A 19,449-nucleotide genomic window follows, 5' to 3' on the forward strand; every position below is an offset into this window, starting at 1 on the left:
TGCGCGCGGGCGGCCTCCGCGACGTGTGCTTGGCTGGCGGCGTGCCGACGTACCAGGACCCCGCCGTCATCCGCCGACTGCTCACGACCCCCGCCCGCTGGGCGGTGGTGGGGCTGTCGACCAACCGTGCCCGCGCCGCGCACGGGGTCGCCGCGTTCCTGCAGCGCGACCTCGGGATGACGATCGTGCCCGTGCACCCCGCCGCCGAGACGGTGCACGGCGCCGCGGGTCACCGGCGGCTGGTGGACGTGCCGGGGCCGGTCGACGTCGTCGACGTCTTCGTGAACTCCTCCCGTGCGGGTGCGGTGGTCGACGACGCCATCGCGATCGGGGCGCGCGCGGTCTGGCTGCAGCTCGGCGTGGTGGACGACGACGCCGCGCAGCGCGCCGCCGCGGCGGGCCTCGACGTCGTCATGGACACCTGCCCGGTGATCGAGGCCCGCAGGCTCGGCGCCCGCTGACCGACCGTGTGCCCACCGTCACGCGGCCCGTCCCGGACGTGGGGACCGCTCCCCGGTAGGCTGGGGGTCTCTTCGGAGTCCTGTCGTGAATCCCCTCGTGTGTCTGTGCCGGTGATGAGTCACCGTCGTTGTCTCGGGATGCGACCTGCGGTACGCCCCCTGGCACCCGTACACCGGCTCCACGCGACGGACGGATCGTTCCTTCATGACTGCTGCCCCTGACCTCGCCATGCCCACGACCGACCAGCCGACCGGCGGGTCCACGGACACCGCCGCCGCGGCCGCCGCCACGCCGGCCGCCCCGGTCGATGTCGTCCCCGGCGTGACCTTCGCCGACCTCGCCCTGCCGGCCGCGCTCGAGCGCGCCGTGGCGGACCTCGGGTTCACCGTCCCGTCCGCGATCCAGGCCGAGGCCATCCCGGCCCTGCTGTCCGGTCGCGACATCACCGGCGTCGCCCAGACCGGGACCGGCAAGACCGCCGCGTTCGGTCTGCCGCTGCTGGCTGCGCTGAACCCCGACATCCACCAGGTCCAGGCGCTCATCCTCACCCCGACCCGCGAGCTCGCGATGCAGGTCGCCGAGGCGATCGAGACCTTCGCCAAGCACCTGCCCGGTGTCGAGGTCGTCGCGGTGTACGGCGGCTCGCCGTTCCTGCCGCAGCAGCGGGCGCTGGCCCGCGGCGCGCAGGTCGTCGTCGGGACGCCCGGCCGCGTCATCGACCACCTCGAGCGCCGCACGCTCAAGCTCGACGACATCAACTTCCTCGTCCTGGACGAGGCCGACGAGATGCTGCGGATGGGCTTCGCGGAGGACGTCGAGAAGATCTTCGGCGCCGCGCCGGTCGAGCGTCAGGTCGCCCTGTTCTCGGCGACCATGCCGCCCGCGATCCGCCGGGTCGCCAGCCAGCACCTGCGCAACCCCGTCGAGGTCGCCACCTCGCGGCAGTCCTCCACCGTCGTCGGCGTGCGTCAGACGTACGCCACGGTCCCCTACCGCCACAAGGCCGGCGCGCTGGCCCGCGTCCTCGCGGTCTCCGACGCCGACGCCGCCATCGTCTTCGTCCGCACCCGCGGCGCGGCCGAGGAGGTCGGCAGCGCGCTCGTCGAGCGCGGCATCTCCGCGGCCTACATCAGCGGCGACGTCGCCCAGGGCGAGCGGGAGAAGATCGTCGAGCGCCTGCGCAGCGGCGCCCTGGACGTCCTGGTCGCGACCGACGTCGCCGCCCGCGGGCTCGACGTCGAGCGCATCGGCCTGGTCGTCAACTTCGACGCCCCGAGCGAGCCCGAGACGTACGTGCACCGGATCGGCCGCACCGGCCGGGCCGGCCGCACCGGCGAGGCGCTGACCTTCGTCACGCCGGCCGAGCAGCACCGCCTGCGCCAGATCGAGCGGACCACGCGGACCCCGCTCGAGGAGATCCGGATCCCCTCCCCGCCGACGTCTCCGCGCACCGCGTGCAGCGGCTGCTCGGCAAGGTCCCGGCCCGGGTCGCGGCCGGCCGTCTCGAGCTGTACCGCGAGGCCGTCGCCGTGACGCTCGCGCAGCAGCCGGACCTCGGCATCGAGGACCTGGTCGCCGCCGTCGCCGCGCTCGCCGTCGGCGACGAGGGCCCGAACGCCCGCCCGACCGAGGGCGACGACCTCGACGACGCCCTCAACCGGGCCCGCGTCGGCGCCAAGCGCGCCGGCGACCGCCCGGACCGGGGCGACTCGCGCTCGGAGAACCGCAACGGACCTCGGGGCGGCGCACGCCGCACCGAGGGCGGGACGATGTACCGCGTCGCCGTCGGGAACCGTGACGGCGCCCAGCCCGGCGCCATCGTCGGTGCGCTCACCAACGAGGGCGGCCTGACCGGCAAGGACCTCGGCAAGATCGACATCTTCCCGAGCTTCAGCCTCGTGGAGATCGCCACCGAGCTCACGCCGGACGCCGTCGACCGCATCTCCCGCGTGAAGGTCGCCGGCCGACCGCTGCGGATCCGTGTCGACGAGGGCCCCGGCCCCCGCAGCGGCCACGCCTCGTCGCGTCCGAGCCACGGCCCGGGCGGCGGACACCGCGAGCACGGCGGCGCCGACCGCAAGCCGCGCACGCACCGCCCCGCGGCGTACTGAGGCACGGCGTGTCGATCGACCTGGAGTCCGGCCGGCTCGGTGACGAGCCGGCCGGCACGGCGGCCCACGACGGCGCGGAGTCTCTCGAGCCCAGCGAGGCCGACCTCGCGGCGGACGCCATCCGCATCGCACCGCAGGACATGGCGACGTTCCTGCGCGTGATCGCCGAGCTGTCCGCGCTGCCCGCCGACCACCCGGACAACGCGGTGGCGCGGCGGGCGACGTCGGGCCTGTTCAAGGCGGTCAAGAGGGACCGGCGCACGGTGCGCCGGGCCGCGGTGAGCGCCGCGGACGCCGCGGTGGTCGCCGCGACGGCGACCGGGAGCCCGGGCCGCATCGACGACGAGACCCAGGGCCTGCCCCTGGTGTCGTCCGCGGCCGGTGCTCTCGCCGGCACGCTGCTGCGCGCGCGCCCGTGCTACATCTGCAAGGAGCTGTACCAGGACGTCGACGCGTTCTACCACCAGCTCTGCCCGTCCTGTGCGGCGCTGAACCGCGCCAAGCGCGACGCCCGCACCGACCTGACCGGCCGGCGCGCGCTGCTCACCGGCGGGCGGGCGAAGATCGGCATGTACATCGCGCTGCGGCTGCTGCGCGACGGCGCCCACACCACGATCACCACGCGGTTCCCGCGCGACGCCGCCCGGCGGTTCGCCGCGATGCCGGACAGCGCCGACTGGCTCGGCCGCCTCGACATCGTCGGGATCGACCTGCGCGACCCGGCGCAGGTCGTCGCGCTGGCCGACCGGGTGGCCGCCGCCGGACCGCTGGACATCCTCATCAACAACGCCGCGCAGACGGTCCGCCGTCTGCCGGGCGCGTACGCGGCGATCGCGGCCGCCGAGTCGGCGCCGCTCCCGGACGGGCCGATGCCCGCGATCACCGTCTTCGGGCACACGTCCGACGCGCACCCGCGCGCGCTCGCCGGGTCGGTGTCCCAGCTCGCGGAGACGGTGCACGCCGTCGGTGCGCCCGACGTCGCCACCCTCGCGCTGACCGCCGAGGCCGCGTCCCTCGAACGGCTCGTGGCAGGGACCTCGATCGACGCCGGCGGCCTCGTGCCGGACGCCGTCGACCACAACAGCTGGGTCGCGACCGTCGAGGACGTCGACCCGCTCGAGCTGCTCGAGGTCCAGCTGTGCAACCAGACCGCGCCGTTCATCCTGGTCAGCCGTCTGCGCGCCGCGATGAAGGCCTCGCCCGCGCGCCGCACGCACATCGTCAACGTCTCGGCGATGGAGGGCGTGTTCTCGCGCGGCTACAAGGGCCCGGGGCACCCCCACACGAACATGAGCAAGGCCGCGCTCAACATGCTCACCCGGACCAGCGCCGGCGAGATGCTCGAGCAGGACGGCATCCTCATGACCGCCGTCGACACCGGGTGGATCACCGACGAGCGACCGCACACCACCAAGGTCCGCCTCGCCGAGGAGGGCTTCCACGCCCCGCTCGACCTGGTCGACGGCGCCGCCCGCGTCTACGACCCGATCGTGCGCGGCGAGGCCGGCGAGGACGTGCACGGCGTGTTCCTCAAGGACTACCGGCCGTCCGGCTGGTGACGGCGCGCCTGCCGGTGACGGGGCGGCCGAGCGACGCCGTCGTCGCCGCGTTCGGCGCCGCGGGCCCGGTCCACGCGCTGCCCGGTGGGCAGGGCACGTCGTGGCGGGCCGGTTCCGTCGTGCTCAAGCCCGCCGATGACGCCGCGGAGGCGCACTGGCTGGCCCAGACCCTGAGCACCGTGCCCCAGGACGGCTTCCGCCTCGCCGACCCGGTGCGCGCGCACGACGGCCGGTGGGTCGTCGCCGGGTGGACCGCGACGCGGTGGGTACCGGGCGACCCCGGCCCGGTCGCGCACTGGGGCGAGCTGTTCGCGGCGAGCCACGCGTTCCACGCCGCCGTCCGGCACGTGCCCCGGCCCGCGCTCCTCGACGCCCGGACCCACGCCTGGGCCCGGGCCGACCGGTCCACCTGGAGCGAGATCGAGCCGCCCGCCGCCGCGGGCCTCGCCACGGTGCGCGCCGCGCTGCACCGGCTGACGCGCCCGATGACGGACCAGCCGCAGGTCGTCCACGGCGACCTCAGCGGGAACGTGCTCTTCCACGACGGGCTACCCCGGCGGTCCTCGACGTCTCGCCCTACTGGCGCCCGCCCGTTTTCGCGGACGCGATCGCCGTCGCCGACGGGCTGCTGTGGCACGACGGAGGGGCAGACCTCCTCGCACTGGCGGGCGGCGCCGGACGCCCCGACCGGGTCGCCCGCGGACTGCTCTTCCGGCTGGACACGCTGGGGCACTCCCTCGCCGACCGTGGCGACGCGGCCCGCGCCGACGACGTCGCGCGGTTCGTCGCGGCCCTCGACCTGCTGCGCGGGACGGCGTAGCGCCGCGTACCGTCGCGTCCATGAAGCGCGTGCTGTGCCGGATCCTCGGGCACGACCCCACGAAGATCCCGCGCGACGACGAGGGCGGCGGCTGGGTGCTGCGCTGCCGCCGGTGCGGGCTCGAGGGCGTTCGCCCCAAGCCGCCCGCGCGACGGCCGCCGGGCCGTCCGTCACCGGGGCCGGACCGGTCCGCAGCCGCTCACCCCGGCCCGCGCCGCGACGTCCGCGACCGCTGACACGAGCGCGGGACCCTGCGCGAGCCGTGCGTCGTTGTGCCCGGCGCCCGGTACCTCGACCTCGACGACGTCCCCGCCGGCGTCCCGCACCGCCTGCGCCACCGCACGGCTCTGCGCGGGCGGCACGATGGTGTCCCCGCCGCCGTGGACGACGACGACCGGCGCGTCGACCCGCCGGACGTCGTCCGCGACGGCGTACCGGTCCCGCAGCAGCCAGCCCACCGGCACCCCGTAGGCGGCGCGGCCCGCGTCCGCGAGCGACGTGAACGGGGAGCGGAGCACGAGCGCCGCGGGTGGGTGCTCGACCGCGAGTGCGCTCGCCGGACCCGTGCCGATGCTCTCGCCCAGGTACAGCAGGTGCTCCGCGCCGATCCCGGCGTCGTCGAGGAGGAAGTCGCGCGCTGCGCGCACGTCGCGTGCCAGGCCCACCTCCGACGGCGCCCCGGGGTTGCCCCCGTAGCCGCGGTAGTCGACGAGCAGGACGCCCAGGCCCGTGGTGCTCAGCGCCTCCGCCAGGCCGGCGCGGCCGGCGCGGTTGCCGCCGTTGCCGGGGGCGACCAGGACGGCGCCCCGGCTCGGGGCCGACGGCGGGACCCACCAGGCGCCCAGCGTCAGACCGTCGGAGGTCGTCAGGGCGACGTCACGGGCACCGGTCAGCACGGTGGCCGCCGGCGGTGGGGCCGAGCGGTCCGGGACGTAGACCAGCCACCGCTGACCCAGCCACACCAGGATCACCAGCGCGACGGCGACGAGCAGCACCACCACGCCGGCCACCGCGCACCGCCGGCCCACTCGCCGTCAGCGACCGAGGAGTCGCCGCCACCACGGACGCGGCTCGTCGTCGTCCTCGCCGGGCGGCGGCGGCACGTTGGACGGCGGCTGCGAGGAGTCGTTGAGCACCCCGCCGGTCTCGGTGTCGTACGGCACCACCCCCAGGGCCCGGGACACGTCGAGCACGACCCCGACGGCGCCGTCCCCACCGTGGATGTAGAAGGTCACCTCCTGCACCCCCAGGCCCTTGCCGATGGCGATCTCGATCTCGTGGTCGGGGCCGTTCAGCCGCAGCCAGCCGCGACCGGCGTCGTCGAGGTGAGGTGCGACCTCGCGGATCTTCGCGACGACGACGTCGGGGTCACCGATGGACGGCGGGGTGTACCCGTCGGGGAACTCCTCGACCGATCGGGCACCACGCGGCGGGCGGAGGGCGTACACGTCCCAAGTCATGCCGTCATCCTCCCCCACGGCGCGGCGGGCGGCGACGCCCGCTCCGCCCACGCCTCGATCAGGCGACCCGAGCCGTTTCGCGGCGGATCGCGGCGGCGAACGCGTCGACATCGGCCTCGGTGGTGTCCCACGCGCACATCCAGCGGACCTCCCCGCGCGCGGGGTCCCAGTCGTAGAACCGGAACCGTTCGCGCAGCCGGTCGGCGACCCCGGCGGGGAGGATCGCGAAGACGGCGTTGGCCTGCGGCACGTTGGTCATGGTCACGCCCGGGATCTCCCGCACGGCGTCGTACAGGCGGCGCGCCATCGCGTTCGCGTGCCCCGCCGAGCGCAGCCACAGGTCGCCGTCGTAGAGGGCGAGCAGCTGGGCGGACATGAACCGCATCTTCGACGACAGCTGCATGTCGACCTTGCGCAGGTAGCGCAGCCCGACGGTCGTCGAGGGGTCGAGCACCACCACCGCCTCCGCGCCCAGCAGGCCGTTCTTGGTGCCGCCCAGGGACAGCAGGTCGACGCCGACGTCGGCGGTGATCGCGCGCAGCGGCACGTCGAGCGCGGCCGCGGCGTTGGACAGCCGCGACCCGTCCATGTGCACCGCGAGCCCGAGGGAGTGCGCGTGGTCGGCGACGGCGCGGATCTCCTCGACGGAGTACACCGTGCCGAGCTCGGTGGACTGGGTGATCGACACGACCCCGGGCTGTGCCCGGTGCTCGTCGTCGCGGGAGCCCCGCGCGTGACGGTCCACGAGCTCGGGGGTCAGCTTGCCGTCGACCGTGTGGACCGTGAGCAGCTTGATCCCGCCCACGCGCTCCGGCGCGGCGTTCTCGTCGGTGTTGATGTGCGCGGACTCGGCGCAGATGACCGCACCCCAGCGCGGCAGCATGGACTGCAGCGACAGCACGTTCGCCCCGGTGCCGTTGAACACCGGGTACACCTCCGCCGCCCCGAGCTCGCGCCCGAGCACCTCGGCGAGGCGGGCGGTGTAGACGTCCGCGCCGTAGGAGATCTGGTGGCCGCCGTTGGCCGCGGCGATCGCGGCGAGCACCTCGGGGTGGACACCGGCGTAGTTGTCCGAGGCGAAGCCGCGGACGTCGGGATCGTGGAGCGTCGTCACGGGTCCATGATCCCGTACCGCGGCCGGTGCCCCGTTCCGCTCACGCCCGCCGGGGGCCGGTCGATGAGGCACGCGTACGGGTACCCGGACGAACAGGACAGCAGTGGACGGCATCGCCGCGATCACCAGCCGCATCGCCGAGATCCGGGGCACCCTCGCCTCCTTCGGCGGGCCCCCGGTCGCCGCCGCGGCGGTGACGTCGACCGCGCGCGCCACGGCGACGTCGTCGGCGCTCGGCGGGACGTCGTCGACGAGCACGTTCGCGACCGCGCTCGCGAGCGAGGTGGGGCGGACGTCGGCGACGGTCGGGAGCGCCGGGACCGGCACGCTGACCGCGAAGGGCGTGCCGACCGACCTCGCCGGCTACGGCAACGGCCGGATCCCCCGGGAGGCGCTCAGCGAGATCTCGGGGACCGGGCACCGCCTGTGGGCACCCGCCGCCCGGCAGTACGAGGCGCTCAGCGCCGCCGCGAAGCGCGACGGCGTGACCATCGGCATCACCGACTCCTACCGGACGTACGAGTCCCAGGTCGACCTGGCCGAGCGCAAGGGGCTGTACAAGAACGGCGGGCTCGCCGCCGTCCCCGGGACGTCCGACCACGGGTGGGGACGCAGTCTCGACCTGAGGCTCGACGGCAACGCCCTGTCGTGGATGCGCGAGAACGGCGCCCGGTACGGGTTCCGGGAGGACGTGCCGCGCGAGTCCTGGCACTGGACGTACTACCCGCCCGGCTCGTAGGCGGCCCCGTCGGCGACCTCGGGTCACGCTGTCCCGAGCTCCACGCGTCCGGCACCGCTCACCGGCCGCGCGCCCGGGCGCGCGGGCCGTGCCAGGGTGGTCGGGCCGGTGGCGCCGAGCCGGACGCACCGGCACAGGTCCAGGACGTCCGGCCCGAGCGAGGAGGCGGCACATGGGGCTGACACCGGCCGGCGGCCTGCTCGCCGCGGCCTCGCTGCACCTGGGCTTCCAGGCGGTGGTGAGCGCGGTCGTCTACCCCGCGCTCGCGGAGGTCCCGCCCGAGCGATGGCCGCAGGCGCACGCCGCGCACTCGCGACGTGTGGCCCTGGTCGTCGGCCCGGTGTACGCGCTGCTCGGGACGGCGTGCCTGCGGGTGCTCGTCACCGGTCCGCGGTCCCCGCTGCTCCTCCTGGCGGTGGGCGGCGCCGCGGGCGCGGCGGCGTCCACGGCCGTCGTCGCTGCACCGACGCACCGGCGGCTCGGCGAGGAGGGCCCGACGGACGACGGGCTGTCCCGCCTGCGAACGGCCGACCGCGTCCGTCTGTGCGGTGCGGTCGTCGCGGGTGGTGCCGCGCTCGCCGCGGTGCTGACGGACTGACGCGACGCCGTCCGCGCCGCACGCGATCAGCGCGTGCCCACCGCGTGATGCCCATGCCCGCGACGGGGCCGACTGCCTATCGTGGACCGGGTGGACCACGTGTGGACGGTCGAGGACCACCTGCGCGACGCCTCCGCGGAGCACGTCGCGCTCTACCGCGAGGTCGAGCGCCTCATCCTCGGCCAGGGCGCCGTCACCGTGTCGGTCTCGAGGACGACGATCACGTTCAAGGGGCGTCGCCGCGGGTTCGCCGGCGCACGGCCGACGGCGAAGGGGTCCAGGGGTATCTCGACCTCATGCGCCCGCTCCCCCGAGCCCCGGATCACCCGGGTCGACCCGTACACGGCGCGCCTGTTCGTCCACCAGTACGTCGTCCGGACCCCCGACGACGTCGACGCGACGTTCGCCGCGTGGGTGCACGAGGCGTTCCGCGTGGGGGAGGGTGACCATCTCCGCGCCGGCCCGACCGACCACCCGGCACCCCTGACATCCCAGCCCGGCAGCGACGACCGAGACGGAGACCACGATGACGGCCGAACGTGACGCGCTCGCCGAGCGGGTGCGCGCCCTGCTCCCCCACGACCGTGCGACCCGCGAGGTGGCGATGTTCGGCGGGTTGTCCTTCATGGTCGACGACGCCATGGCCGTCGCGGCCGGCCGCGACGGCGGCCTGCTGGTGCGCACCGACCCGGCACGTCACGAGGAGCTCCTGGGTGTGCGGGGCGCCGAGCCCGCCGTCATGGGGACCGACCGGCCGATGGGACCGGGATGGATCACGATCCGCCCTGACGGGCTGGCCACCGACGAGCAGATCGCCTTCTGGATCGGCGTCGGCCTGGAGGGTCGCCGGGGCTGAGAGCCTCCGGGGTCCGGGCATGGCCGGCTGGCTGCTGGCTGGCTGGCTCGCGGAAGTCCACCTTCTTGGCTGAGGTGGACCTGTCGACGTCGCCGCCCGGGCGCGCCGAGATGGACGGAGGTCACCGCGTGAACGAGAGCCAGCTCCTCTGGGACGGCTAAGACCCGATCCTGCGCATCCTGCTGGTCGGCACCTTCGGGTACATCTGGCTCGTGCTGCTGCTCCGCGGCACGGGCCCCCGGAACATGGCCAAGATGACGCCGTTCGACTTCGTCATCACGGTGACCCTCGGGTCGGCGTTCGGTCGGGTGCTCACGGCCTCCGAGGTGTCCCTCGCCGAGGCCTTGGTGACCTTCACGCTGCTGATCGCGCTGCAGTGGGTCTTCGCCACCGGCCGGGCCCGCTGGCCCGCGATCGCCCGGCTCCTGGACCCCGGCGCCACCCTGCTGTACCACGACGGGCAGCCGATGGAGCGGGCGTTGCGTCGGCACCGGATGGTCGAGTCTGACCTGCACTCGGCGGCGCGGGAGAAGGGCTTCGGGTCGTTGGACGAGGTGGCGGCGGTGATCCTCCAGGCGGACGGCACCTTCGCCGTCATCAGTACCGACAAGATGGGGGACGGCGCGTCGTTGCGTCCTGTCGCCGCCCCGGAGGGCAGCATCAGCGGCGGGTGATGGCGGTCTGCCAGGTGGTCGAACGACGGGCAGCCGCGAAGATCCGCTCGACTGCGCCCGGGTCGAGCATCGCGGGTTGCCGCTCGAGCCACTTCACGAGCGCCTTGCGGTAGACGACGTGCACGCCCTCGGGCGGCCGGTCTCGCGATAGGTGCGACCTCTGGACGACGAGCAGTCCGTCGGGGTAGATCTCCGGCTCGTCGGGCGGTACCGCGGAGGGAGGCGGCACAGCCGCCACCGCCTGGACGATCTCCTTGTCGGAGGGCTGGTGTCGCCGAGGCACCATGCGCCGCGATGTCGACTTCCGGCCGCCCCGGGGGTCTGATGGAGCGAGCGTGGTCGATGACGACGCCGTATCCGTGAGGAGTCCACCATGGTGTTCGATGCGACGAGTAGCGATGCCCGGGACGTGGCGCCTGCACGGGACCCGGTCTCCGCGCGGTCTCGAGCCGCCGCTCGCGAGATCGCCGACGTCGAGGCGTTCATCAACGCCTCCGGCGCCCTCGGGGCCTTGGACCCCGACATCAGCGACTTCACGTTCGGCAACCCGCATGAGATGCCGCTGCGTGGTCTCGTCGATGCCCTGACCCGCAGCGCCGAACCGCGCGCCGTGGACTGGTACGCCTACAAGGCGAGCGAGGAGGCACCGCGCGCCTTCCTCGCCGAGTCCCTCAGGCGCGAGCTCGACCTCCCGTTCGATCCGCAGGACGTCGCCCTGACCGCCGGCGCGTTCGGCGCGATAGGCCTGGCGTTCCATCTGCTCACCGATCCGGGCGACGAGGTCGTCATCCCGGTCCCCGGGTGGTTCCTGTACGCGCCGATGCTGCGCCAAGCCGGCGCAACCCCGGTCGAGGCGCCTCTTCACCCCACCACCTGGGACCTCGATCTCGAGGCGATCGACGCGGCGATCACTCCACGGACGCGGATCGTCGTCGTGAACAGTCCGCACAACCCGACCGGTCGGGTCTACGGACCCGAGGTCTGGACCGAGCTGGCCGCGGTGCTCGACCGGGCGTCGGAGCGGATCGGCCGGCGCATCTACCTGCTGTCCGACGAGCCATATCGCCGCCTCCGGTTCGACGGTCGCGGCTTCGTCAGCCCCGCGGCCCACTACCCGTGGACGTTGATCGACTACTCGTACGGCAAGGTCCTGCTCGCTCCCGGGCAGCGCCTGGGCTACCTGGCGCTCTCCCCGTTGATGCCGGCGACTGACCGCCTCGCTCTGCGCGCCGCTGCCTTCCCGACGCAGGCCGCGCTCGGCTGGACGTTCCCGGAGGCGATCATGCAGCACTCGGTCGAGGCCCTGGAGAGGCTGTCGATTGACACCGCGGAGCTCGAGAGCAAGCGGAACCTGATGGTCGACGCGCTGGCGGGCTGGGGCTATGCCGTGGTGCGGCCGGAGGGGACGTTCTACCTCTGGGGCACCGCGCCGGGCGGAGACGCGGTGGCATTCGCCGCATAGATGCGCGCACGATCGGTGTTGGTCATGCCCGGGACACTCTTCCACCGGCCAGCGCACTTCCGGCTCAGCCTGACCGCGACGCGAGCGACGATCGAAGAGGCGCTGCCAGTCTTCCATGAGGCGGCATCACTGATATGACGCTCTCGCGAGCGATCATGCCGGGTTTCGGCCGAGGTCTCGCCTGGCCAGCGTCCTGGGGTGGCTGTCCCGGACTCGCTCGGCGCCCGGGTCAAGAACGTACGCAGGTCTGATTGGCCTGGCGGCCGGATTGCCGCTGTAGTGCTGCCGCGTCAGTGAGCGGATCACGGACGTGAACGTAGTGATGGGCTGGGGTGGGCTGGGTATTCGATCGTGGAGCGCTGTCGCGACACACTCCTCGGCACGGGCCGTGACAGCGGCGACGAGCGGCTACCTGGTGCCGATGGACGGTGCTGCTCACCCCGATGGGTGAGCCCATGAGCGCGCGTGTGAGGAATTCGGGCTCGTGTCGCGATTCAAGCAAACGGCAGTGATCGCGCTACTGCTCGTGTGCGGCAACGCCTGTGTTGCACTCTCGATGGCGTTCACCATCTGGAACCGAGGACTGAGCCCAACCAGGTGGCTGCTCTTGATCGCTGCTCTCGTCCTCGTTGCGCTGACTCTGTTGATCCTGGCCCGAGAACGTCGACGAGGGTCGCGTCGACCGACCTGAACTGCTGCAGCCGCGCGACTTGCGGCAGATCCGGGCGAGCGTAGCCGCCCTCACCGCGGCATGTCCGGATGCAGTGAGCGACCGCCGTCGGAAGAAGCGGGCGCGTTCAGCGGCGTCGATAGACCTCGCGGCGGTGGCCGACGGCGATGACGAGGACAAGTAGGACCTCGTCGTGGATCTCGTAGATGATGCGGAAGTCACCGGTTCGCACTCTCCACTCGCCGTCACCGCCGACGAGCTTCTTGGCGCCGCTGGGTCGAGGCTCGTCTGCAAGGAGTTCGACGGCTGCCTGGACTCTGCGCCTCGCGGTCTGGTCGAGCTTGCGCAACTGGCGCACAACTGTGGGCGCAACCTCGATGCGATAGGTCATGCCAGGCCGAGGTCGGCCTTGACCTGCTCCCACGGGACGGCGTGCTCGCCGGCCTCCAACTGCTCCCTGGCGGCGCGCGCGGCCAGGATGTCGGCCAGATCCTCGGCCGCCGCGATGAGAGTGTCCAGGTCCTCGGCGCCGACCACCGCCGCCACCCGCTGGCCGCGGCGGGTCAGATAAACCGGGTCGTGCTGGACTCGTGCCGCGTCGACCACGTCAGCCAGCCTCGCGCGCGCGTCACTGACGGTCATGTCGCTCATCTCCACAGCCTAAGCGGGAACCGCTCAGTTGTACATCTCCGCGGTGGCCGTGTGCGTCATTCCGCTCGTCCCGGCGTCTCGAAAGACGACTGCAAGCCAGCTCGAACGCGACCGAAGCGCTCCACCATCAGGTTCCGGAGGCCATGTAAGCGGCGAGGATGTAGTTGGGGTGTCGGTCAAGAGTGGTGCGGGCGCGGTCGTATCGCATGGTGGTGCGGGGGTCGGCGTGTCTGGCGGCGATCTGGACGTCGCGGAGGTCGACGCCGGCGTCGAGCATGGTGGTGACGTAGGTGTGGCGCAGCATGTGGGGGTGCATGCGCGGCAGCCGGACGCCGGCGTCGTTGGCAAGGTGGCGCAGGCGCCGGGTGGCGGAGTGCCGGTCGAGCCGGCGGCCGACGGTGTTGAGCAGCAGTGGGCCGTCGGTGCGGGCATTGATCGCGCGGTCCACTGAGCGCGCGACGGCTGGAGGCAGCGGGACCAAAACGACCTTGTGTCCCTTGCCCACGACGCGCAGGACGCGGTGGCCGTGCTCCTCGCCAAGGTCACCGATGTCGAGGGCGCACGCTTCGAAGATCCGCAGACCGAGCAGCCCCAGCAGGCAAACCAGGGCGAAGTCACCGGTGTTGGTGGAAAGGCGTGCGGCGGTCAGGAGCGCTTCGAGCTGCAGGTGGCTCAACCCGAGGGTGGGGGACTCAGGTGGCACGTTGGGGCGGCGGACGTAGTCAGCGGGCGAGTGCTCGAGGAGGTCGTCGATCACGCACGTGCGGTAGAACCCGGCGACGATGGACATGCGCCGGGAGACGGTCGACGCCGCGTAGCGGCGGGTCTCCTGCATCCACCGCACGTACAGCTCGACGTGCGGGCGGCGGGCGGCGAGCGGCTCCAGGCCTCGCTCTGCGCACCACATCAGGTACGCGCGCAGGTCCGACTCGGCGTGCCGGCGGGTCTCGCCGCGGTAGCGGGCGAGGTATCCGGCGACGGCCAGGCGCAGCGGGTCGGCCCGCCAGTGGTCGTCGGTCAGCGGCACGGGCAGGTACTCGGGTGTTGAAGTCATAGCCGAGCATGCGCCGCCGCCACACCCGCCCGAAGCCGAGCGGGGAGGACGCCAAGCGGGGCGGACGGGCCACTCCAGGCGCGGCATGACCGCGCGGTCGGGTGACCCGGTCCGGCAGCGTCGTCCTCGCCAGCGTGCAACCTTGAGCCTGCGGCCGGAGTCACCGTCGCGCCCGCGGCGCCCCGCGCTCCCACCAGTCGAGGGGCAGTTGCTCGCGCACCGCTGTCGCGACGGACTCGACATCGCCCGCGTTGCAGAACTTCCAGAGCTCCTTCGCTGCCCGGGAGTACTGGAGCAGCACTTGGTCTACTTCAAGTGCATCGAGCTGGCCGTCGCGAAAACCGTCGACCGCAGCTCCGACGCGCTCCACCAACGCCGCGAGCTGAGCCTCGTGGTAGGTCGCTACGGCTTCGCGCGCAGTCTTCCGGTCGGCCTTGGAGGACACTCATCGAGGCTAGGCCCGGAACCGCCCGACGCCGAGGGCAGCACGGAAGGGTGCCGGGGCGGGGACACGCCCCCACGCGGTCTGAGCGTGAGGCTCGACGGAGCCGCCTCAAGCGAATGGTCGCCGCCAGCGGCGCCAGCGGCCGCCGCCTTGGTCACGTGTCGTTGGCACGAGCCGTGCTGGTAAGGACGCGCGTACCTGATCGAAGGTCTCGACGAAGCGGCGCAGCGCGATCTCGTACTGCACGCGCTCGAAGATGAAGGGACCGGCGGACACGAAGTCGTCGTCGTCGTCCTCGTCGGTCTCGTAGTTGACGTCCCATCCGAAGTCGCGCCAGACCACAGTCTCGGATGTCCACTCGACCGCTGCTGTGATCGCGCCACACCCGAGGTCACCGCAATCTGGACAGACGAAGAGTGGAATTCGGCCACTGGCCAGTTCCGGTGGCCGCTGCCCTAGAAGGACGAAGACGTCGTCCAGCAGCCCTACGGGCCAGTCGTGCACCAGGACCGGGACGTTGTCGTTGACTCCCCACGGCGTCGGCTCGTCTCCCGGCGTGTCGTTGAGGATGTGACGGAGCGGTCGCCCATCGATCACCGGCTCCCAGAAGTGCAGTCCGCGCGTTGGCGACTCCCCGGGGAGCAGAGTCAGACGGTTCACCACGTTCTGATCTTGTACCACCACCACCCGTCCGGGCATCGGCAGGGCCGCGAGGCCAGCCGTCGACCAGCTGCCTGGTGACGCGGCGTACCGGCCGGCGGCATGACCGTGCGTCGTCCGCTGCGCCCGACGCCGTGTCACTCTTTGGTGGCCACCGCTCGAAGAGTCGGCCCTCTGGTGCAGGCTCAGGGTGCCTGTCGAAGTTGTCGCCGACGAGGGAGCGGTCCTCCCGGGCGCGTGTGGGTGCGTCATCTCCAGCAAGACCTGGGCAGGGAGGTAGAGGGTATGGCTGGTCGCCGACTGCTCGCGCTTGCTCTTCTCGTCCTGTGCTTCTCTATCGCTGTCACAATCGAATGGCTCCGCAGCGGGCAACTCGGCGAGGCTTTCCTCACGGCCCTAGTCCTGCTCGGCGTTGGTCTAGTGGCCGGCCCTCTCGGTACGAAGCTGGCCGTCCACGAAGAACGCAAAACGATCGCCCAGGGCTACCTCGACGTCGGAGTCCGGTCGCCAGATGGTCACTCGAGGTTCGGTCCGCGGTGGCGCCGTGCGGAAATCCGTCCAACTGACGGGCAGGTACGCATCTCACCCCTCGCCGCCTCATCCGCTGTCCCGCTCACCATCGAAGCGACCGCGGTGAAGCCGGCAGAATCCCCTCTGGGGAAGCGGGAGCAGGTTCGTGCCGCCTTCCGCCGGCCGAGCGTCGTCCTTGAGTTCGCCGACCAGCAAGCAATCGTGCAGGTGCTCGTTCCTCAGCCGCATGTGGAGTGGCTGCTGGACGCGATCGGTGGGAGCGGCGACCAGGGTGCCCTGGAATCGGTCGACCTGCATCCGGCCCAGCTGCTGAGCCGCATGGGCACGATGCCTGAAGGGTCAAGCAACCTCGCGAATTCCCGCGTGACAGCGGCATGAGCGCGCACTAGAGCGAGCCGTCCGAGCGTGATTCCAGGGCCGAGCGGAGGCGCTCAAGTTGCCTCCCTGCCTCTGCCGGCGACCAAGGCTCGCCCGAGTCGTCGCAGAGTTCGAAAGGGACGTCGCGTCCGAGCACCTCGAGGACGGATCGCGCAACTTCCTCTCGGACGCCATCCGGATCGACGGCTTCTGTTGAAAACGGCCCGAGGGGCGCGTCGATCACCGCGATCCAGCGGTCGGGCGAGATGGGGAAGACTTGTACGTCCAGCCGTCCAGTCATGACGTCGAAGTCTGCACCAGCCTTGCGGGCGGCTGTCCCTTTCATAGCGCGGACAGCGCGGCATGACTGCTCAGCGGCATGAGCGCGCACCGGGGACGCTACGGTCGCAGCTCCGAGGAGGGGACGGGAGGGACCAAAATGGGGCCGACTCGCGTCGACGTGGGTGAGTCCCCTGGAGTGGTGTAGTTCGGGCTCCTGGCGTCGGTGACCGTGTCGGTCCCGGACGTTGAGGGGCCACCGCGTGAGGCTCCGTGAGAAGCGACAGTGAGTATGGACCCAGCGCTCCCGGCGGGGTCTGACTCGGGTTAGCGACTGGCGCCCTCGTTGGACGGGGACTGCCTGGGCTTGGATATGTCGACCCCGCTGGTGGCGCGCCACCGGACCGAGAGCGTGACCTTATAGGAGCTTGTCTTTCGCCTCTTCACTGTCCTGTCCGCTCCCGATCTCGGTGGCTGTTGCTTGTCATCGATGTGTCGAAGAACGGGAGTGCAGCGTGACCGAAGTGGTTCAGAGCGCCAGCGTGTACGTCGGGGTGGACACGCACGCCGACATCCACCACCTTGCCGTCGTCGATCCGCTCGGGCGCAGCCTGGCCGACCGCACGTTCCCCACGACGACGGCCGGGTATGAGCAGATGGTCCGCTGGTGTGCTCAGTTCGGCGACGTCGTCGCCGTCGGTGTCGAGGGAACGTCGTCCTACGGGGCCGCGCTGACGCGTCGTCTTCGCGACGCCGGGATGAGCGTCGTCGAGGTCGATCGTCCGGACCGCAAGAGTCGCCGACTGCACGGCAAGACCGACGCCTTGGACGCGTACTCCGCCGCCCGAGCGGTCGCGGCTGGACGCGCCACCGCGGTGCCCAAGGGCAAGGACGGGCTGGTGGAGTCGATCCGGTGTCTGCATGTCGCGCGCCGCTCCGCCGTGAAGGCACGCACGCAGGCCATCAACCAGATCCGCGGCATGCTCACCACCGGACCGGTGGAACTGCGCGAGCAACTGCGTGGCCTGGGTACCAAGGCACTGATCAAGACCGTGGCACGGCTGCGGCCGGCGGCCGATGCCAGCGACCCGGCGGTCGCGGTGAAGATCGCAATCAGGGGCCTGGCTCGTCGCTGTCAGGAGCTCAACGAGGAGATCGAGGTGCTCGACGGGCACCTGACCCGGCTGACCGCGCGGGCCGCTCCGGCCCTGCTCGAGCGACCCGGGGTCGGCGTTGACACCGTCGCGCAGCTGCTCATCACCGCTGGCGACAACCCCGAGCGAGTGCGCTCTGAAGCGGCGTTCGCGCGGTTGACCGGCGTCGCGCCGATCCCGGCGTCCTCCGGCCGCACCGACCGGCACAGGCTCAGCCGCGGCGGGGACCGCCAAGCCAACAGAGCGCTGCACACGATCGTCCTGGTCCGAATGTATCGCGACGAGAAAACCCAAGAATACGTCCAGCGGCGAACCCAGCAAGGCTTGGGGAAGAAAGACATCATCCGGTGCCTCAAGCGGGCCGTGGCCCGCGAGATCTACCACCACCTGCGGGCGGCGACGCCGGAAAGAGAACGCTCACGGCCGCTCTGAGGTCGCAGATCGGGTGCTCCGACGCCCTTGACGCGTCATAGGAGCATCCAAGCGACTCATAGAACGGACTCACACGATGGCCCTGGATCAGTCTGCCCTGCTCGAGCTTGCCGAGGCGATGCGCACCGCGGACGGCGGTGACCTGATGCGCAGGCTCCTCGAGACGATGCTGCAAGCCCTCGTCGACGCCGAAGCCACCGCGTTCATCGGCGCCGCCCCGCACCAGCGCACTGAGACCCGAACAACTCAGCGCAACGGCACCCGCGACAAGCTCGTCGCCACCACGACCGGGGATCTGACGGTGAAGATCCCCAAGGTCCGGGCCGGGTCGTTCTTCCCCTCGCTGCTGGCCCCGCGCCGGCGCATCGACGTCGCGCTGCACGCGGTGGTCATGCAGGCGTGGGTCGAGGGCGTGTCCACCAGGAAGGTCGACGACCTGGTCGCGGCCCTGGGCGTGGAGTCCGGGATCAGCAAGAGCGAGGTGTCCCGGATCTGCGCTCAGCTGGACGCGGAGGTCGACGCCTGGCGGTCCCGCCCGCTGGACGAGGTCGCGTTCCCGTACGTGTTCTTGGACGCCACGTACTGCAAGGCCCGGGTGGGTGGCCGGGTGGTGTCCCGGGCGGTCGTGATCGCGACCGGGGTGTCGGCTGACGGGCGCCGTGAGGTCCTGGGGTGCGACGTCGGCGACAGTGAGACCGAGGCGTTCTGGACCGACTTCCTACGGGGCCTGCGTGAGCGTGGGCTGGGCGGGGTGCAGTTGGTCATCAGCGACCAGCACAGCGGCCTGACCAAGGCGATCACCACGGTCATGGCCGGCGCCGCGTGGCAGCGGTGCCGGGTCCACTTCATGCGCAACGTCCTGGCTCGGGTGCCCAAGACGTCCGCGGAGATGGTCGCCGCCGCGATCCGCACGATCTTCGCCCAACCCACCGGCCCCGGCGTCCGGGCGCACGTCGAGGTCGTCGCCGCCACCCTCGAACAGCAGTACCCGGCCGTGGCCGACATGCTGCGCGACGCACGCGAGGACATCACCGCGTTCGCCGACTTCCCCGAGAGCCACTGGCGCGAGATCTGGTCGACGAACCCCTCGAACGACTCAACCGCGAGGTCAAGCGCCGCACCGACGTCGTTGGAATCTTCCCCGACGACAAAGCCCTGCTGCGCTTGGCCGCGTGCGTCCTGATCGAGGCCCACGACGAATGGCAGGTGTCCGACCGGCGCTACCTCGCCGAAGCCTCCATGGCCCTGCTCACCCCACCCGAGCCCACCGTCCTGGAACCCCGACGCGAGAACCCCAAGGAGGTGATCGACGACCCCGCCCTGCAGACGGCATAGTCAGCAAACACCGCGAAGCAACACGC

At 72.1% G+C, this 19,449-nt stretch carries 19 protein-coding genes and 2 pseudogenes; 12 read left to right on the forward strand and 9 right to left on the reverse strand.

Translation table 11 applies throughout. The annotated features are described in order from the left end of the window. Nucleotides 1-41 precede the first annotated feature (41 nt). The 3 genes and pseudogenes from REH70_RS10530 to REH70_RS10540 all read left to right on the forward strand — a co-directional run bounded on the left by REH70_RS10530 (nt 42) and on the right by REH70_RS10540 (nt 4,132). The gene (locus REH70_RS10530) at nt 42-461 is read left to right on the forward strand and encodes a CoA-binding protein (RefSeq protein ID WP_310747099.1); all 420 of its coding nucleotides are present in this window, start codon (nt 42-44) and stop codon (nt 459-461) included. A 229-nt stretch (nt 462-690) separates the two neighbouring features. Continuing rightward, nucleotides 691-2,573: pseudogene (locus tag REH70_RS10535) on the forward strand (DEAD/DEAH box helicase). Nucleotides 2,574-2,713: 140 nt separating this feature from the next. Next, nucleotides 2,714-4,132: an SDR family NAD(P)-dependent oxidoreductase gene (locus tag REH70_RS10540; RefSeq protein WP_310754233.1), complete on the forward strand. Its 1,419-nt coding sequence runs from the start codon at nt 2,714-2,716 to the stop codon at nt 4,130-4,132. Nucleotides 4,133-5,122: 990 nt separating this feature from the next. Here REH70_RS10540 and REH70_RS10545 read toward each other — a convergent pair. From REH70_RS10545 to REH70_RS10555, 3 genes are read right to left on the reverse strand one after another with little or no spacing between them, the layout of a single operon-like run. Further along, nucleotides 5,123-5,953 (reverse strand): alpha/beta fold hydrolase, encoded by an 831-nt coding sequence (locus REH70_RS10545; RefSeq protein ID WP_310747100.1) that lies wholly within the window; start codon nt 5,951-5,953, stop codon nt 5,123-5,125. Between the two features lie 33 nt (nt 5,954-5,986). Continuing rightward, the gene (locus tag REH70_RS10550; protein WP_310747102.1) at nt 5,987-6,412 is read right to left on the reverse strand and encodes a hypothetical protein; all 426 of its coding nucleotides are present in this window, start codon (nt 6,410-6,412) and stop codon (nt 5,987-5,989) included. A gap of 58 nt (nt 6,413-6,470) precedes the next feature. Further along, nucleotides 6,471-7,526, reverse strand: a complete 1,056-nt coding sequence (locus REH70_RS10555; protein ID WP_310747104.1) for a low specificity L-threonine aldolase — start codon at nt 7,524-7,526, stop codon at nt 6,471-6,473. 103 nt (nt 7,527-7,629) lie between these two features. Here REH70_RS10555 and REH70_RS10560 point away from each other — a divergent pair, with 103 nt between their 5' ends. From REH70_RS10560 to REH70_RS10580, 5 genes are all read left to right on the forward strand, one after another. Then, nucleotides 7,630-8,265: a M15 family metallopeptidase gene (locus tag REH70_RS10560; RefSeq protein ID WP_310747106.1), complete on the forward strand. Its 636-nt coding sequence runs from the start codon at nt 7,630-7,632 to the stop codon at nt 8,263-8,265. Between the two features lie 172 nt (nt 8,266-8,437). Beyond that, a complete protein-coding gene (locus REH70_RS10565) occupies nt 8,438-8,863 on the forward strand; it encodes a hypothetical protein (protein ID WP_310747108.1) in 426 nt (141 codons plus the stop codon). A gap of 90 nt (nt 8,864-8,953) precedes the next feature. Continuing rightward, nucleotides 8,954-9,406 carry a DUF5655 domain-containing protein gene (locus tag REH70_RS10570; RefSeq protein WP_310747110.1) on the forward strand — a complete coding sequence of 151 codons (453 nt, stop codon included), beginning with the start codon at nt 8,954-8,956 and terminating at the stop codon, nt 9,404-9,406. Next, nucleotides 9,390-9,719 carry a TfoX/Sxy family protein gene (locus REH70_RS10575; RefSeq protein WP_310747112.1) on the forward strand — a complete coding sequence of 110 codons (330 nt, stop codon included), beginning with the start codon at nt 9,390-9,392 and terminating at the stop codon, nt 9,717-9,719. Before REH70_RS10570 ends, REH70_RS10575 begins: the two co-directional genes overlap by 17 nt. Nucleotides 9,720-9,901: 182 nt before the next feature. Beyond that, a complete protein-coding gene (locus tag REH70_RS10580) occupies nt 9,902-10,393 on the forward strand; it encodes a DUF421 domain-containing protein (RefSeq protein WP_396134743.1) in 492 nt (163 codons plus the stop codon). On the opposite strand, the gene REH70_RS10585 is transcribed toward REH70_RS10580, so the two are convergent. Then, a complete protein-coding gene (locus REH70_RS10585; RefSeq protein WP_310747114.1) occupies nt 10,380-10,679 on the reverse strand; it encodes a hypothetical protein in 300 nt (99 codons plus the stop codon). The genes REH70_RS10580 and REH70_RS10585 overlap by 14 nt on opposite strands. 87 nt (nt 10,680-10,766) lie before the next feature. Between REH70_RS10585 and REH70_RS10590 the strand changes: the two genes are divergently transcribed. After that, complete coding sequence (locus REH70_RS10590) at nt 10,767-11,855, forward strand: aminotransferase class I/II-fold pyridoxal phosphate-dependent enzyme (protein ID WP_310747116.1); 1,089 nt, start codon at nt 10,767-10,769, stop codon at nt 11,853-11,855. Nucleotides 11,856-12,652: 797 nt separating this feature from the next. On the opposite strand, the gene REH70_RS10595 is transcribed toward REH70_RS10590, so the two are convergent. The 5 genes from REH70_RS10595 to REH70_RS10615 all read right to left on the reverse strand — a co-directional run bounded on the left by REH70_RS10595 (nt 12,653) and on the right by REH70_RS10615 (nt 15,338). Next, on the reverse strand, nt 12,653-12,916 hold the full coding sequence (locus REH70_RS10595) for a type II toxin-antitoxin system RelE/ParE family toxin (RefSeq protein WP_310747117.1): 264 nt from the start codon (nt 12,914-12,916) through the stop codon (nt 12,653-12,655). Further along, nucleotides 12,913-13,176: a type II toxin-antitoxin system Phd/YefM family antitoxin gene (locus REH70_RS10600; protein WP_310747119.1), complete on the reverse strand. Its 264-nt coding sequence runs from the start codon at nt 13,174-13,176 to the stop codon at nt 12,913-12,915. The genes REH70_RS10595 and REH70_RS10600 overlap by 4 nt, the downstream gene beginning before the upstream one ends. Nucleotides 13,177-13,303: 127 nt before the next feature. Then, a complete protein-coding gene (locus REH70_RS10605) occupies nt 13,304-14,230 on the reverse strand; it encodes a tyrosine-type recombinase/integrase (protein ID WP_310747120.1) in 927 nt (308 codons plus the stop codon). Nucleotides 14,231-14,390: 160 nt separating this feature from the next. Further along, complete coding sequence (locus REH70_RS10610; RefSeq protein WP_310747122.1) at nt 14,391-14,675, reverse strand: hypothetical protein; 285 nt, start codon at nt 14,673-14,675, stop codon at nt 14,391-14,393. A 108-nt stretch (nt 14,676-14,783) separates the two neighbouring features. Continuing rightward, complete coding sequence (locus tag REH70_RS10615; RefSeq protein ID WP_310747124.1) at nt 14,784-15,338, reverse strand: hypothetical protein; 555 nt, start codon at nt 15,336-15,338, stop codon at nt 14,784-14,786. Nucleotides 15,339-15,620: 282 nt separating this feature from the next. Here REH70_RS10615 and REH70_RS10620 point away from each other — a divergent pair, with 282 nt between their 5' ends. From REH70_RS10620 to REH70_RS10630, 3 genes and pseudogenes are all read left to right on the forward strand, one after another. After that, the gene (locus tag REH70_RS10620) at nt 15,621-16,244 is read left to right on the forward strand and encodes a hypothetical protein (RefSeq protein ID WP_310747125.1); all 624 of its coding nucleotides are present in this window, start codon (nt 15,621-15,623) and stop codon (nt 16,242-16,244) included. A 773-nt stretch (nt 16,245-17,017) separates the two neighbouring features. Continuing rightward, the gene (locus REH70_RS10625; RefSeq protein WP_310747126.1) at nt 17,018-18,088 is read left to right on the forward strand and encodes an IS110 family transposase; all 1,071 of its coding nucleotides are present in this window, start codon (nt 17,018-17,020) and stop codon (nt 18,086-18,088) included. 76 nt (nt 18,089-18,164) lie between these two features. Then, nucleotides 18,165-19,423: pseudogene (locus REH70_RS10630) on the forward strand (IS256 family transposase). Nucleotides 19,424-19,449 lie beyond the last annotated feature (26 nt).

This window comes from Cellulomonas sp. ATA003, assembly GCF_031582905.1.
GTDB lineage: Bacteria > Actinomycetota > Actinomycetes > Actinomycetales > Cellulomonadaceae > Pengzhenrongella.

Coding starts and splice junctions, on each gene's coding strand:
- REH70_RS10620 (WP_310747125.1), top strand. CDS start 15,621: ATGGCTGGTCGCCGACTGCTCGCGCTTGCTCTTCTCGTCCTGTGCTTC.
- REH70_RS10600 (WP_310747119.1), bottom strand. CDS start 13,176: ATGAGCGACATGACCGTCAGTGACGCGCGCGCGAGGCTGGCTGACGTG.
- REH70_RS10575 (WP_310747112.1), top strand. CDS start 9,390: ATGACGGCCGAACGTGACGCGCTCGCCGAGCGGGTGCGCGCCCTGCTC.
- REH70_RS10590 (WP_310747116.1), top strand. CDS start 10,767: ATGGTGTTCGATGCGACGAGTAGCGATGCCCGGGACGTGGCGCCTGCA.
- REH70_RS10595 (WP_310747117.1), bottom strand. CDS start 12,916: ATGACCTATCGCATCGAGGTTGCGCCCACAGTTGTGCGCCAGTTGCGC.
- REH70_RS10550 (WP_310747102.1), bottom strand. CDS start 6,412: ATGACTTGGGACGTGTACGCCCTCCGCCCGCCGCGTGGTGCCCGATCG.
- REH70_RS10605 (WP_310747120.1), bottom strand. CDS start 14,230: ATGACTTCAACACCCGAGTACCTGCCCGTGCCGCTGACCGACGACCAC.
- REH70_RS10565 (WP_310747108.1), top strand. CDS start 8,438: ATGGGGCTGACACCGGCCGGCGGCCTGCTCGCCGCGGCCTCGCTGCAC.
- REH70_RS10540 (WP_310754233.1), top strand. CDS start 2,714: ATGGCGACGTTCCTGCGCGTGATCGCCGAGCTGTCCGCGCTGCCCGCC.
- REH70_RS10585 (WP_310747114.1), bottom strand. CDS start 10,679: ATGGTGCCTCGGCGACACCAGCCCTCCGACAAGGAGATCGTCCAGGCG.